The sequence below is a fragment of the Rhodospirillales bacterium genome (assembly GCA_016712595.1).
GTDB lineage: Bacteria > Pseudomonadota > Alphaproteobacteria > Rhodospirillales > Defluviicoccaceae > Defluviicoccus.
This window is the reverse complement of record JADJQT010000001.1, coordinates 154528-168566: the sequence shown is the minus strand read 5'-3', so window position 1 is coordinate 168566 and position 14039 is coordinate 154528. Positions and strand designations below refer to the sequence as shown.

General features: G+C 62.4%; 12 protein-coding genes. All 12 read left to right on the top strand.

Going from position 1 to position 14039, the window contains the following annotated elements; genetic code table 11:
- Positions 1 to 88 precede the first annotated feature (88 nt).
- The 12 genes from IPK66_00710 to IPK66_00655 all read left to right on the top strand — a co-directional run bounded on the left by IPK66_00710 (position 89) and on the right by IPK66_00655 (position 13973).
- Complete coding sequence (locus tag IPK66_00710) at positions 89 to 544, top strand: helix-turn-helix domain-containing protein (GenBank protein ID MBK8173856.1); 456 nt, start codon at positions 89 to 91, stop codon at positions 542 to 544.
- Positions 545 to 770: 226 nt separating this feature from the next.
- The gene (locus IPK66_00705) at positions 771 to 1946 is read left to right on the top strand and encodes a methionine adenosyltransferase (GenBank protein ID MBK8173855.1); all 1176 of its coding nucleotides are present in this window, start codon (positions 771 to 773) and stop codon (positions 1944 to 1946) included.
- Positions 1943 to 2680, top strand: coding sequence for a tRNA (guanosine(46)-N7)-methyltransferase TrmB (gene trmB, locus IPK66_00700; protein MBK8173854.1), 738 nt, complete (start codon positions 1943 to 1945; stop codon positions 2678 to 2680). The genes IPK66_00705 and trmB overlap by 4 nt, the downstream gene beginning before the upstream one ends.
- Positions 2681 to 2862: 182 nt before the next feature.
- Positions 2863 to 3345, top strand: a complete 483-nt coding sequence (gene rimP / locus IPK66_00695) for a ribosome maturation factor RimP (GenBank protein MBK8173853.1) — start codon at positions 2863 to 2865, stop codon at positions 3343 to 3345.
- Between the two features lie 36 nt (positions 3346 to 3381).
- Positions 3382 to 4977: a transcription termination/antitermination protein NusA gene (gene nusA / locus IPK66_00690; GenBank protein MBK8173852.1), complete on the top strand. Its 1596-nt coding sequence runs from the start codon at positions 3382 to 3384 to the stop codon at positions 4975 to 4977.
- Between the two features lie 29 nt (positions 4978 to 5006).
- Positions 5007 to 5636 (top strand): RNA-binding protein, encoded by a 630-nt coding sequence (locus tag IPK66_00685; GenBank protein MBK8173851.1) that lies wholly within the window; start codon positions 5007 to 5009, stop codon positions 5634 to 5636.
- Positions 5637 to 5643: 7 nt separating this feature from the next.
- The gene (gene infB, locus IPK66_00680) at positions 5644 to 8442 is read left to right on the top strand and encodes a translation initiation factor IF-2 (protein MBK8173850.1); all 2799 of its coding nucleotides are present in this window, start codon (positions 5644 to 5646) and stop codon (positions 8440 to 8442) included.
- 39 nt (positions 8443 to 8481) lie between these two features.
- The gene (rbfA, locus tag IPK66_00675) at positions 8482 to 8898 is read left to right on the top strand and encodes a 30S ribosome-binding factor RbfA (protein ID MBK8173849.1); all 417 of its coding nucleotides are present in this window, start codon (positions 8482 to 8484) and stop codon (positions 8896 to 8898) included.
- A 1-nt stretch (position 8899) separates the two neighbouring features.
- Positions 8900 to 9826: a tRNA pseudouridine(55) synthase TruB gene (gene truB, locus IPK66_00670; GenBank protein ID MBK8173848.1), complete on the top strand. Its 927-nt coding sequence runs from the start codon at positions 8900 to 8902 to the stop codon at positions 9824 to 9826.
- A 14-nt stretch (positions 9827 to 9840) separates the two neighbouring features.
- Positions 9841 to 10110, top strand: a complete 270-nt coding sequence (rpsO, locus tag IPK66_00665; GenBank protein ID MBK8173847.1) for a 30S ribosomal protein S15 — start codon at positions 9841 to 9843, stop codon at positions 10108 to 10110.
- A gap of 85 nt (positions 10111 to 10195) precedes the next feature.
- Positions 10196 to 12340, top strand: a complete 2145-nt coding sequence (gene pnp / locus IPK66_00660; GenBank protein MBK8173846.1) for a polyribonucleotide nucleotidyltransferase — start codon at positions 10196 to 10198, stop codon at positions 12338 to 12340.
- A 259-nt stretch (positions 12341 to 12599) separates the two neighbouring features.
- Positions 12600 to 13973, top strand: coding sequence for a nitronate monooxygenase (locus IPK66_00655; protein MBK8173845.1), 1374 nt, complete (start codon positions 12600 to 12602; stop codon positions 13971 to 13973).
- Positions 13974 to 14039 lie beyond the last annotated feature (66 nt).

The window sequence follows — 14039 nt, the reverse complement described above, 5'->3', positions numbered from 1 at the left end:
CGCACGGCTCATTCGGAGTCTCTACCTCTCGGAAAGCGCAATTAAGAAAATGACTGACGGAAAGACGATCGCGAGACGCAAGGGTCGGATGGCCATGAGTTCAATCGAGGCGGATCGATCTCCCCCGGGGATCCCAAATCCGGTGGACATTCACGTTGGCAGCCGTGTTCGCCTCCGCCGAACGCTTTTGGGGCTCAGCCAAGAGAAGCTCGGAGAGGCCGTCGGCCTGACATTTCAGCAGATTCAGAAATACGAGCGGGGCGCCAACCGGATCGGAGCCTCGCGGCTGTTCGAGTTCAGTCGTATTCTTGATGTTCCCGTGTCGTTTTTCTTCGACGACATGGCCGAGCGCGCCAAGTCGCGAGATGGGCTCGACGCTCTGTCCTTGTCCGATCAACCCCAGGCATCGCTTGAGCCCGATCCGCTTACCAAGCGGGAAACGCTTGAACTGGTGCGCGCCTATTATCGCATTTCGGACCCGCAGGTCCGAAAGCGGCTGTTCGAATTGACAAAATCCCTCGGTACGTCCGAGGAGCCCATTTGAGTTCGTCGTGGTCGATCCCGTCACCCGCGACGGGGTGAGTGCATTTCATGTAACATCTTGACGCTTGCGGTGGCGCGCGGCAGAAGTGCGCTTGCCAGTGCGGGGCGGCAGTCCTTCCAATTTGAATCGAATTCCGCCAGCTTCGGTACGAGCAGCCGATCGCATCGCCTGCGCCTTCGCGCGGGAAGCGCGATATTCTCGCCAACGCCTGACAGGGGTTAGACGCGTGTGGAAGAAGGATTACGTGTTTACCAGCGAGTCGGTCTCGGAAGGTCATCCCGATAAGGTGAGTGACCGCATCTCGGATGCCATTCTGGATGCTTTTCTGGCGGAAGATCCGTTCTCTCGCGTGGCCGTCGAGACCTTGTGCACGACCAATTTCGTCATGCTGGCGGGCGAAGTCCGCGGCCCCGACTCGATGACCCATGATCGCTTCAAGGACGTCGCCCGGCAGGCCATCCGCGAGATCGGATACGAGCAGCGCGGATTCCATTGGAAGGACGCCGAGATCATCTCGCACATTCACTCCCAGTCGGCGGACATCGCCGTGGGTGTGGACGCGGCTGGAAATAAGGACGAAGGCGCGGGCGATCAGGGCATCATGTTCGGGTACGCGTGTCGCGAGACCGAGGTGCTGATGCCGGCACCGATCTTTTACGCCCACGCCGTCCTGAGTTCGCTGGCGCGGGCACGTCACTCCGGCGCCGAGCCTGGTCTTGGTCCCGATGCGAAGAGCCAGGTGACGTTGCGCTACGTTGACGGCAGGCCCGTGGGTGCGAGCGCGATCGTCGTCTCCACGCAGCACGCCGAAAAGCTCAATGTCGAAGATGTCCGTGAGATCGTGCGCCCTCACGTCGTCAACACCTTGCCAAGCGGCTGGATGTGCGATGAGGAACATTTCTACGTCAACCCGACGGGGCGGTTTGTCATCGGTGGGCCGGACGGCGACGCCGGACTGACCGGACGCAAGATCATCGTCGATACCTACGGTGGCGCGGCGCCCCACGGCGGGGGCGCCTTCTCCGGCAAGGATCCGACCAAGGTTGATCGCTCGGCGGCCTATGCCGCGCGCTATCTGGCGAAGAACGTCGTTGCCGCCGGTTTCGCCGATCGCTGCACGATCCAGCTCTCGTACGCGATCGGAGTCTCGCGGCCGTTGTCGGTGTACGTCGATACCCACGGCACCGGGCAGGTCGATGAGGAAAGACTTTCATCCGTGTTGCAACAGCTCATGGATCTGTCGCCGCGCGGCATAAGAGCCCATTTGCAGCTCAACCGGCCCATCTATGTGCGAACCTCGTCTTACGGTCACTTTGGCCGGGAACCCGAGGCGGATGGCGGGTTCTCGTGGGAAAAGACCGATCTGGTGGCCCCTTTGCGGAGGGAATTCGGCGCGACGTGACCCTCGAACCCGACGGTACGGCGAGGCCGTTCCACACCCAATTCTACGGGCGGCGCTTAAGCCGACCACTGCGTCCGAACCGGCGTGCGGCCCTTCTCGAGCGGCTCCCCGCCCGATCGATCGAACTCGCCGATGATGGTGCGCTCATTGAGCCCGCCACGCTGTTTCCCCGTGCCAAATCCGAAGTTTGGCTCGAGATCGGCTTTGGGGCCGGGGAACACCTCATAAAGCGGGCGCAAGCGCGGCCAGACGTCGGATTTATTGGCTGCGAGCCGTACGTGAACGGCGTCGCGGCGCTCGTATCGCGAGCGGAGGCGATGGCGCTGGGCCATATCCGCGTTTTCGCTGACGATGCCCGTCTGTTGCTCGATCGCCTGCGCCCGGCAACGATTGCCCGCGTGTTCATTCTTTTTCCCGATCCGTGGCCAAAGAAGCGACACCATCGCCGCCGACTGATCCAGCCCGATATCGTCCGGCACCTCGCCCGGATTCTGATCGACGGCGGCGTCTTGCTGTTCGCGACCGACAATATGGACTACGCCCGCTGGGCGCTGAACTGCGTGACCGCGAATTCGGACTTCAGCTGGCTGGCGCGTCGTCCGGCTGACTGGCGAGAGCAACCACAAGGGTGGGAAACGACCCGCTACGAGGCCAAAGCTCAGGCGCGCGGAGAACGATGCGTGTATTTGTCGTTTCTTCGTCGAGCGACCGTCCCCGCGGTTCCGTTGCGGTAAAAACCCCTTGTGCGCTGCGTGCGCCGGGTTATATACGATCGGGCGAGGGGCGCGCCGAGCGTTACGTGACGGATGCATGCAGGGCTGGACATTCAGCCAGAACGCACGAGGTGGGCCTTGGGCTCGCCTTTTTTGTTTGAAGCGCGGGCTTGCGCGCGCGCAATGGGTCAGGAGTGGCAGCCGTGGAGTTGGCTGAACGCATCGCTACCGTGGTGCTGCCGACCGTCACCGCCATGGGATATTCGCTGGTGCGGGTTCAGATCACGGGCAAACAGCGGTTGCGGCTGCAGATCATGGCGGAGCGCGCGGACGGACAGGCGATGATGGTGGATGACTGCGCAGAATTGAGTCGGGCGCTCTCCGCAGTTCTTGATGTGGACGATCCGATCGGCTCGGCCTATACGTTGGAGGTTAGTTCGCCTGGTATCGATCGGCCATTGGTATCGCTCGCGGACTTTGATCGATTTGCGGGCTTCGATGCCCGCGTTGAGCTCGCGCGCTCAATCGAGGGACGCCGCCGCTTCAGCGGGCGCCTTCGCGGAACGCAAGGCGAGATGGTGGCCTTGGCTGTTGAAGGGACGGATGTTCTCGTCCCGTTTGCGGATATTCAGCGCGCAAAACTGTTGCTGACCGACGAGCTCCTGGCGGCTCACGTGCAACATTGAAGCGCATGATGCGAGACGGAGAAGCACATCGTTACGATGAATAGCAGAGTGCCGACGGAAACCAGCGCCGTCTCGGCGCGCCCGGAACTGCTGCAGGTCGCAGAAACCGTCGCGCGCGACAAGAGCATCGACCGCGAGGAAGTGCTCGAGGCGATGGAGCAGGCGATCCAGAAAGCGGGCCGCTCGAAGTATGGTCACGACCACGACATCCGTGCCCATATCGATCGCAATTCCGGCGAGATATCGCTGGCGCGATATATCGAGGTGGTGGAAGCGATCGAAAACGAAGCAACGCAAATCCTGCTTGACGCTGGTCGGCGCAAGTCGCCGGGCATTGAGATCGGCGAGTTCATCGTCGATCCGTTGCCGCCAATCGATTTTGGGCGGATTGCCGCGCAAACGGCGAAACAGGTCATCGTTCACAAGGTCCGCGAGGCGGAACGTCGGCGGCAGTACGACGAATTCAAAGATCGAATCGCCGATATCGTCAACGGCCTCGCCAAGCGCGTGGAATTCGGGAATGTCATCGTCGATCTCGGCCGCGCCGAAGCGCTCTTGCGCCGGGAAGAAACCATTCCCCGCGAGCACTTCAACACGGGTGACCGTGTCCGCGCCTACATTATGGACGTTCGCGAAGAGCCGCGGGGGCCGCAGGTGTTCCTGTCGCGCACGCATCCGCAGTTCATGGCGAAGCTATTCGCGCAGGAAGTGCCGGAAATCTACGAAGGTGTGATCGAGATCCGCGCGGTCGCGCGCGATCCAGGCTCGCGCGCCAAGATCGCCGTCTATTCGCGTGATTCCGGAATCGATCCGGTCGGGCCTTGCATCGGCATGCGCGGCTCGCGGGTCCAGGCCGTCGTGGGCGAACTGCAAGGCGAGAAAATCGATATCATCCAATGGTCTCCTGACCCGGCCACGTTCGTCGTCAACGCGCTTGCCCCCGCGGAAGTGACCAAGGTGGTGCTGGACGAAGAGGCGAACAGGATCGAAGTCGTCGTGCCAGACGACCAGCTGAGCCTTGCGATCGGCCGGCGTGGCCAAAACGTGCGACTTGCTTCCCAGCTGACTGGCTGGGACATCGACATTCTGACCGAAGAGGAAGAATCCGGCCGCCGGAATGAGGAGTTCCGTGCGCGATCCCAGACCTTCATCGACGCCCTCAACATCGACGATGTGATCGCACACCTGCTGGTGACCGAAGGCTTCACCTCGGTGGAGGACGTTGCGTTCGTGCCGATTGACGATCTCGCGGACGTCGAAGGGCTTGACGTTGCGGTCGCAGAGGAACTTCGTAACCGTGCGCGCGCCTTCCTTGACGCACGCGACGAGATTTACACCCGCCGTCGCCATGAACTCGGCGTCGACGATGTCCTCGCCGCCATCAACGGCCTGAAGCCGGCGATGCTCGTCGCTTTGGGCGAAGCGGGGGTCAAGACCCTCGACGATCTCGCAGATCTGGCCGGTGACGAACTGCTGGATATTGTGCCGCAAGGAACACTGACGCTGGAACGCGCCAACGACATCATCATGGCCGCGAGAGCGCACTGGTACGAGAGCGAGGAGCCGGAGACGGACGAATTAGCGGGCACCGCTGCTGGCGCCAATCCTGCGGACGATTCGCAGGAGCGGTGAACGAATTGAGCGATACGCCGACGACGGACATCCCCAATTCGCCCGCAAATCGTCTGCGGCGCTGCTTGGCGAGCGGCGCCGTCGTTGATCGGGCGAAACTTGTGCGCTTTGTTGTTGGACCGGAGGGCGAGATTGTTCCCGATATCGACGAGCGTCTGCCCGGGCGAGGTCTGTGGATTAGCGCCGATGCGGCCGCGTTCGAAATGGCGCTTCGGCGGCGGCTATTCGCGCGCGCAGCGCGGGCAGCGGTCCGGATTCCGGACAGCCTGGAGCTCCAGGTTGAAACGCAGTTGCTGCGGCGCTGCCGTGATCTGATCGGTCTTGCTTTGCGGGCGGGGCAAGCTGTCTTCGGCCTGCAAAAGGTGCGCGACTGGCTGGGCGCCGGCAAGCGCGGATACCTGATCGAGGCTAGCGACGGAGCGCCGGGCGAATGCCAGTCGCTTCGCGCCCTTTCCTGCGGTATGCCCGTGATCGTCGCGCTCAGCGCCGACGAGTTGGGCCAGGCATTGGGGCGCGACCGTGCGGTTCACGGCATAATCCTTGCCGGCGCTCTCGCCGAACGCTTTTCCCGCGAGGCTCTGCGGCTTGCGGGACTGCGTGGGGCGAACACCGAACGAAACCCAATTGTCCGGGGTGCCGGACAAAGCCACTCGACGTGAATGAGCAATGACCGATACCGAGGACCGAGACACGAAAAAGCAGGGCCCGGTCGGCCGGCCCCGGAAGCTTGAATTGAAAAAGACGGTGGAAACCGGGCAAGTGCGCCAGAGCTTTGCGCACGGCCGCTCGAAGATGGTTACGGTCGAGGTTCGAAAGAAGAGAACCTACACGCCCGATTCGCGTGGCCGGATGTCGGAAGTCCAGCGCGGAGCCGATCGCAACGGGCCATTCGCCGGTACGGCGCGCCCAGACGGCCGGCCGCGGGACGGCGCCGCTGTCGGCCTGACCAATCAGGAAAAGGCGGCACGGGTCCGCGCGCTTCAAGATGCGATCAAGGCGGAGGAGGAGCGCCTCGCCGCTCCGCCGGAGCCGGTCGCTGAATCCGTTGAAGTCGAGGACATCGCTGAAAGCGCCAGCGTCGCGGAACAGCTTGTCGAAGCACAGCCTGCCGGGGAACAGACTGCCGGGGAACAGACTGCCGGGGAACAGCCCGCCGAGGGACGGGTTGATGAGGGGCCGGCTGACGTCGATGCGGCGGCAACCGAAGTCTCGATACCGGACGTCGGCGAACAGGAGTCGATCGCGGTGTCCGAGCTGCCTCCTGGCGAGGAGACGGCGGAAACGGGGCGTTCCGGCGATAGCGCCGCCGCCGCAGCCTCACCCCTCGTGCAAGGGGCGAGCGAGGCTGACGTGGTGGCGGTGCCGGACGACGCGTCCAGCGAGGCGGCGCCGACCACCGAAGCGAAGACAGAGGTGACGGACGCAGCGGCGACCGACGGGGCCGGCGCGGAGGCGCCTCAGCCTGCGGCGCCGGGCTCACGTCCGGCGAGTGCGGAGGAGCAGGCTCGCGCCCGGCGAGCGCCCGCGCGTCCGGAGGCACGCCGACCCGAAGGTCCGCGCCAGGACGCCGGATCCCGGCGGTCGGGCAAGATCAATGTCTCGGTGGCGCTCGAGGATGCCGGCGAGCGGATCCGCAGTCTCGCCTCGGTGCGCCGCGCCCGCGAGCGCGAACGTCAAAAGCAGATGCAGATGCGGGCGGAGACGCACAAGGTCGTCCGGGACGTGATCATTCCGGAAACGATGACCGTCCAAGAACTTGCCAATCGAATGGCGGAGCGCTCGGCGGACGTCATCAAATCGTTGATGAAAATGGGGGTGATGGCAACCATCAACCATACCATCGATGCTGACACCGCGGAGTTGCTGGCGGTCGAGTTTGGTCACAACGTGCGGCGGGTGAGCGCCGCGGACGTCGAAATCGGCTTGAAGGGCGAAGTCGACGACGCCCAGGATCTGCAAAAGCGGCCACCCGTCGTCACGGTCATGGGGCATGTCGATCACGGCAAGACATCTCTGCTCGACGCGTTGCGCAAGACGGACATTGCCCAGCACGAGGCTGGCGGGATCACCCAGCACATCGGAGCCTATCAAGTCACCCTGTCTGGTGGCGACAAGATCACGTTCATCGATACGCCGGGTCACGCGGCTTTTACGCAGATGCGCGCGCGTGGCGCCGAGGCAACCGATATCGTCGTGCTGGTCGTGGCGGCCGATGATGGCGTCATGCCGCAGACCGTCGAGGCGATCAATCACGCCAAGGCTGCGGGTGTGCCGTTGATCGTTGCGATCAACAAGATCGACCGCCCCGACGCCAATCCGCAGCGTGTCCGCACGGAGCTCTTGCAATACAGTATTCAGGTCGAAGAGATGGGCGGTGACGTTCTCTCGGTTGAGGTTTCGGCGAAGGAGCACTTGAACCTCGACAAGCTCGCCGACGCTATCTTGCTGCAATCCGAATTGCTTGACCTCAGGGCCAATCCCGAGCGCCCGGCGGAAGGCGTCATCATCGAGACGAAAGTCGAACGTGGTCGTGGCACCGTTGCCACCGTTCTCGTGCAGCGCGGTACCCTTCGGGTCGGCGACATCTTCGTCGCCGGCAGCGAGTGGGGACGGGTGCGCGGACTTACGGACGCATCCGGTGCTTCGGTCAGCGAGGCTGGTCCCAGCATGCCCGTGGAGATCTTGGGATTGAACGGGACGCCGGCGGCAGGAGACGATCTGAGCGTGGTCGGCAGCGAAGCGCGCGCCAGGGAGGTCACGGAGTTCCGGCAACAACGGACGCGCGATGCCCGGACATCGGTCGGACGCGGCACGTTTGAACAACTGTTCAGCCGCATCCAGCAGGGCGAGGCCAAGGCCTTGCCGGTGGTGATTAAGGCCGACGTCCACGGTTCCGCCGAGGCGATCGTCACCGCCCTCGATAAAATGGGAACGGATCAGGTCAAGGTTTCCGTCTTGCATTCGGGCGTCGGCGGTATCAACGAGACCGATGTCGGTCTGGCGCGGGCGTCGGATGCACTCATTATCGGATTCAACGTGCGCGCGAACCCGCAAGCGCGCGAGTTGGCGAAGCGTGACGGAGTAGAAGTCCGTTACTATTCAATTATTTATGAACTCGCCGACGATGTAAGAGCCATCCTTTCCGGTATGCTTTCACCAATCTTGCGCGAGACCATCCTTGGCTATGCCGAGATTCGCGAGGTGTTTAATATCTCCAAGGTCGGGAAGATCGCAGGTTGCCGTGTCATCGAGGGTATTGTCCGGCGCGGAGGTAAGGTCCGGCTGCTGCGCGACAACGTGGTGATCCATGAAGGCGCGCTGGGCAAACTCAAGCATTTCAAGGACGATGTTCGCGAGGTGCGGGAAGGGTTTGAATGCGGCATTGCCCTTGCCAACTTTCAGGACATTCAGACCGGCGATAAAGTCGAGTGCTTTGAATTGGAAGAGATCGCGCAGCAACTCTGACAACCGTCTTTGTATCGTTAAGATTGCGCGCGCGTCGCCATGTCTAAAGACAATATTCCCGCAGGCCAGCGGCAGCTTCGCGTCGGCGAAGAGCTTCGACACGCGCTCGCCTGGGTTTTTGAGCGCGGCGAGATCCGAGATCCGGCATTCGCCGGCGTTTCCATTACCGTGACTGAAGTTCGAATTAGCCCGGATTTGCGTCGGGCGACGGTTTTTATCCTGCCCCTCGGCGGGGTAAATGCCGATGAGATCGCGACAGCCTTGACGAGGGCGCGCGGTTTTCTGCGCCGACGAATCGGGCAGAGCATGCGCCTCCGCTATGTTCCCGACTTGGCCTTCCGCGTCGACCGGACGTTCGACGAGGCGGATCGTATCGGGCGCGCACTGCGCAGTCCCGATGTTGCCGCCGACCTGGCGCCAGACGATGACCTTAGTGAAAGCAATGAGGAACGATAGCGTGGGCGAGCGGATGAAGGGCAGGCGGATCAACGGCTGGCTGGTTGTGGACAAGCCCGCGGGTATCAGTTCGGCTGCGGTCGTGAGTCGAGTTCGCCGCGCAACCGGCGCGGCCAAGGCCGGCCACGGCGGCACGCTCGACCCACTAGCGACCGGGATCCTGCCGTTGGCGCTGGGCGAGGCGACGAAAACCGTCCGCTATGTCGTTGACGGGCGCAAGCTCTACCGATTTACGGTGAAATGGGGCGAGCAGCGCAACACCGATGATACCGAAGGCGAAGTGACGGCGATCAGTGACGTTCGTCCCGACGTTGCAGCGATCGAGGCCATCTTGCCGCACTTCCAAGGCGAAATTAGCCAGATTCCGCCGACGTTCTCGGCGATCAAGGTTTCCGGCGAGCGCGCTTACGCGCTGGCGCGCTCGGATCGGCCGGCAGCCTTGCCGGCGCGTGAAGTGACGGTCCTGCGGATCGAGTTGGTCGACCGCTCGGACGATGATCATGCGACATTCGAGGTCGAAGCCGGGAAAGGTGTTTACATGCGTGCCCTTGCCCGCGACCTCGGTCTCGCGCTGGGGACCGTTGGTCACGTGACAGCCTTGCGTCGCCTCAGTGTCGGGCCGTTTTCCGAGCGCGAGGCAATATCCCTGGAAAACATCGAGACCTTGGGGCATAGTGCCGATCTGGATGATCATGTGCTTCCGGTAGGTTTGGCGCTGGCCGGCATCCCGGCGCTCAATCTTACCGAAACGGAGGCCAAGAGCCTCCAGCGAGGGCAGCCGATCGCGGTGCTGCCTGTCACGAGCCGGTCTCCTCTCACTGAAGTCTCCAGAGACGCTGTTGTATGTGCGATGGCGAGGGGACAACCGGTGGCGCTGGCCCAGATCAAGGGCGGGGAGATCAGGCCGTTACGTGTCTTGAATCTCTGACCACGGAGTATCAGATGTCGATCACCGCAGATCGAAAACAAGAAGTGATCAAGGAATACGCCACTCTGGAAAACGACACGGGCTCACCAGAAGTACAAGTGGCGATTTTGAGCGAACGGATTCGCAATCTAACCGAGCACCTAAAGGCGCACAAGAAGGATTTCCACTCGCGGCGTGGGCTGTTGATGATGGTCGGCCAGCGCCGTCGATTGCTCCAATATCTCAAGACTAAGGAAAAGGGGCGCTACGAGCGCCTCGTCGAACGGTTGGGACTGCGGCGTTAGCCGCCCCGCCGTCGATGCGCGCCGACATCCGCCAGCGAGTTCACGACGCGGCGGGTGTCCGCCCCAAATTTGAAGGAAGGACTGCATGTTCAAGGAATTCCGCAAGGTCATCGAGTGGGGCGGCCAGCCGCTCGTGCTCGAAAGCGGCAAAATAGCGCGGCAGGCCGATGGTGCCGTCATGGCGACCATTGGCGAGACCAAGGTCCTCTGTACGGTCGTTTATGAGAAATCTCCGAAAGCCGGGCTCGATTTCTTTCCCCTCTCGGTGCACTACCAGGAGAAGAGCTTCGCGGCGGGCAAGATACCCGGGGGGTTTTTCAAGCGCGAAGGTCGCCCTGCGGAGAAAGAGATCCTCACATCGCGACTGATCGACCGGCCGATTCGCCCGTTATTCGCGAAGGGATACCGGAACGAAACGCAAGTCATCTGCACCGTTTTAAGCCACGACCTTGAGAACGATCCGGACATTGTTGCGCTGATCGGAACGTCGGCTGCCCTGACCTTGTCGGGCGTGCCGTTCCTCGGGCCGGTTGCCGGATGCCGGGTTGGCTACATAAACGGCGAATACGTCTTAAATCCGCAGCTTGATCAGCTCGCCAGCAGTGATTTGGACCTCGTCGTCGCTGGTACGCGCGAAGGCGTGCTGATGGTCGAATCCGAGGCAAAGGAACTGTCCGAGGAGGTCATGCTGGGAGCGGTGATGTTTGGTCATCGCAGCTTTCAGCCGGTGATCGACGCGATCATCGATCTCGCCGAAGCATGCGCCCGGGACCCCCTGGATCTGCCACCCGTCCCCGATGGCCTCGCATCCCTGGCTGAGCGCGTTCACTCGGCGGTGGAAGTCGAGTTGTCCGACGCGTACACGGAAACCCATAAGGGGACGCGCCGCGATAAGGTCGCGGCCGTGAAAGAGCGCGTTTATCTGGCACTGTCGAGCGACGAGACACTGGATCAGGCGTTGGTCCTCGAGCGCTTTGACGAGGTGTTCAAAAGCGCGGAAAAGAACATCGTTCGCCGGCGTATCCTGACCGAGGGTCGCCGGATCGACGGGCGGGATTCGCGGGCGATCCGGCCGATCGCGGTCGAGGTGGGATTATTGCCCCGCGCCCACGGCAGTGCCCTGTTTACCCGGGGAGAGACGCAGGCGCTGGTCATCACCACGCTCGGAACCGGGCAGGACGAGCAGATCATCGACGCCCTTGCCGGCGAGTTCCGCGAGAACTTCCTGCTGCACTATAATTTTCCGCCGTATTCGGTCGGAGAGGCCGGACGGTTCGGCTTCACCGGTCGCCGCGAAATCGGACATGGCAAGCTGGCTTGGCGCGCGATCCATGCGGTGATGCCAAGCAAGACCGACTTCCCCTACACCATTCGCGTTGTCTCCGAGATCACCGAATCCAACGGGTCCTCGTCCATGGCAACCGTCTGCGGGGCGTCTCTTTCGCTGATGGACGCGGGCGTTCCGCTATCGCAGGCGGTCGCTGGCATCGCGATGGGACTGATCAAGGATAAGGACGATTTCGTCGTGCTGTCCGATATCCTCGGCGACGAGGACCATCTCGGCGATATGGATTTCAAGGTGGCCGGGACGGATCGCGGGGTTACCGCCCTGCAGATGGACATCAAGATCACGTCGATCACCGAATCGATCATGCAGACGGCGCTCGATCAGGCGCGGGACGGTCGCCGGCACATTCTCGGGGAGATGGCGAACGGAATTACGACAGCGCGTGAGGCTCTCAGCCAGATGGCGCCGCGGATTACCGTGATCCACATCAATAAGGAGAAAATCCGCGAAGTCATCGGGCCCGGCGGAAAAGTGATTCGCGAGATTTGCGAGGTCACCGGAGCGCGCGTGGATCTGGAAGACGACGGCACGGTAAAGGTGGCCGCGGTTGATCAGAAGGCGGCAAACGCGGCCATTGACTGGATCCGCTCGATCGCGGCCGAGCCGGAACCGGGCATGATCTATACCGGCAAGGTCGTGAAGATCGTCGACTTCGGCGCCTTCGTCAATTTCCTCGGCAACCGCGATGGGCTGGTGCACATTAGCGAGCTTTCCCGCGAACGGGTCGGCAAGGTGGGGGACGTTGTCCACGTCGGCGACAGCGTCAAGGTTAAGCTCATCGGCATCGACGACCGCGGGAAGATCAAGCTTTCGATGCGTGCCGTCGATCAAAAGACGGGCGAAGATCTTTCCGATGCGGCGACGGCTAAAGTCGCCGGATAAGGAAAGCGAGCACGCCGCTAGGCTCAGTGTGCCAGGGCGTGATTTCTGGCGCCTGCGAAATGTGGACAGACCGCGCGCCTGCCGGTGCGTCGTCGGTTCGGCTTAAAGACGATTCCGCCCGCAAATCGCTTGCGGCGGAGTCGCCTTTGCCAGAATCCTCTATATATCATCCTTAGAAGTTGAGTGTCGGCGAGCGCGCGGCGTGCGCGGCGAGCTGTAGTCGGGCGCAAGAGAGGCCAACCTGTTACAGGCGTTAACCATATCCGGGCGTGAGGTGCTGCCGATCGTTGAAGGTGGCAAAGGCGTGGCTGTGTCGAACGGGCGGAGCGCCGGGGCATTCGCCGCAGCGGGGTGTGTCGGGACGTTTTCGGGCGTCAACGCCGATGCGTTCGATGACGAAGGGAAGATAATCGCGCAAATCTACCATGGGCGCACGCGACGCGAGCGATACGAGGAGCTTGTGGCGTTTGCCATTCGCGGCGGCATTGCCCAGGCGCGCCAGGCCTATGAGACCTCAGGCGGCCGAGGGCGCCTGCATATGAATGTGCTGTGGGAGGCGGCGGCGACGCCGCACATCCTTCACGGCATCCTCGAGGGGGCCAAGGGGCTGATTCACGGGATCACCTGCGGTGCCGGGATGCCCTACCGGCTGGCGGAAATCGCAGCGCAGTTCAGTGTGTGTTGTTATCCCATCGTCTCGTCGGCTCGCGCCTTCCGGGCGCTGTGGAAGCGATCCTACAGCCGCTTCCGCCAGACCTTGGGGGGGGTCGTCTACGAAGATCCCTGGCTCGCCGGCGGTCATAATGGCTTGAGTAACTCCGAAGATCCGACTGCACCGGAGGCGCCATTGCCGCGGGTTCGGGCGTTGCGCACGGAAATGCGCATGCATGGCCTGGGTGATGTGCCGATTTTCATGGCGGGGGGGGTGTGGTATCTGCGCGAATGGAAGGATTGGATCGATAATCCCGATCTCGGGCCGATCGCCTTTCAGTTTGGCACCCGCCCTCTGGTGACTCGGGAAAGCCCGGTGCCGGACGAATGGAAGCAACGGCTTCTGACGCTTGAGCCTGGCGATATCCTGCTCAACCGGTTCAGCCCGACGGGCTTTTACTCATCGGCGGTGAAAAATCCTTTCCTGATCGAGCTGGCCCAGCGCAACGAGCGCCAGGTCGCCTACACACGCGAGCCGGTGGGGGAGCATACCGAGCGTCTGCCGATCGGTGCGCGTGGACGAGTCGTCTATGTCACGCCGGCCGACAAACAACGAGCGCAAGCGTGGACGAGCGAAGGATTCGTCGAGGCGATGCGGACGCCGGATTCGACGTTGATTTTCGTTACGCCCGAAAAGTCATTGACGATCCGTTTCGATCAGCAATCCTGCATGGGCTGCTTGTCCGCATGCCGGTTTTCGAACTGGGCGGAAAACGAGGAGGGAACGACCGGAAAAATCGCCGATCCCCGATCGTTCTGCATTCAAAAGACCCTGCAAGCGATCGCCCACGAGGGGGATGTCGACAACAACCTGATGTTCGCCGGTCACAACGCCTTTCGTTTCGGTTCGGATCCTTTTTATCGCGATGGCTTCGTGCCGAGCGTTGGGCAGCTTGTGGACCGCATTCTGACCGGTGACTGATTGACGCCGGGCCGGCCCTCGGCGAGCGCGCGGCGTTGAGCCGCGGCGAGTGATGCGGATTGGCCA

Coding starts and splice junctions, on each gene's coding strand:
- nusA (MBK8173852.1), top strand. CDS start 3,382: ATGAATAGCAGAGTGCCGACGGAAACCAGCGCCGTCTCGGCGCGCCCG.
- IPK66_00710 (MBK8173856.1), top strand. CDS start 89: ATGGCCATGAGTTCAATCGAGGCGGATCGATCTCCCCCGGGGATCCCA.
- rbfA (MBK8173849.1), top strand. CDS start 8,482: ATGTCTAAAGACAATATTCCCGCAGGCCAGCGGCAGCTTCGCGTCGGC.
- pnp (MBK8173846.1), top strand. CDS start 10,196: ATGTTCAAGGAATTCCGCAAGGTCATCGAGTGGGGCGGCCAGCCGCTC.
- rpsO (MBK8173847.1), top strand. CDS start 9,841: ATGTCGATCACCGCAGATCGAAAACAAGAAGTGATCAAGGAATACGCC.
- infB (MBK8173850.1), top strand. CDS start 5,644: ATGACCGATACCGAGGACCGAGACACGAAAAAGCAGGGCCCGGTCGGC.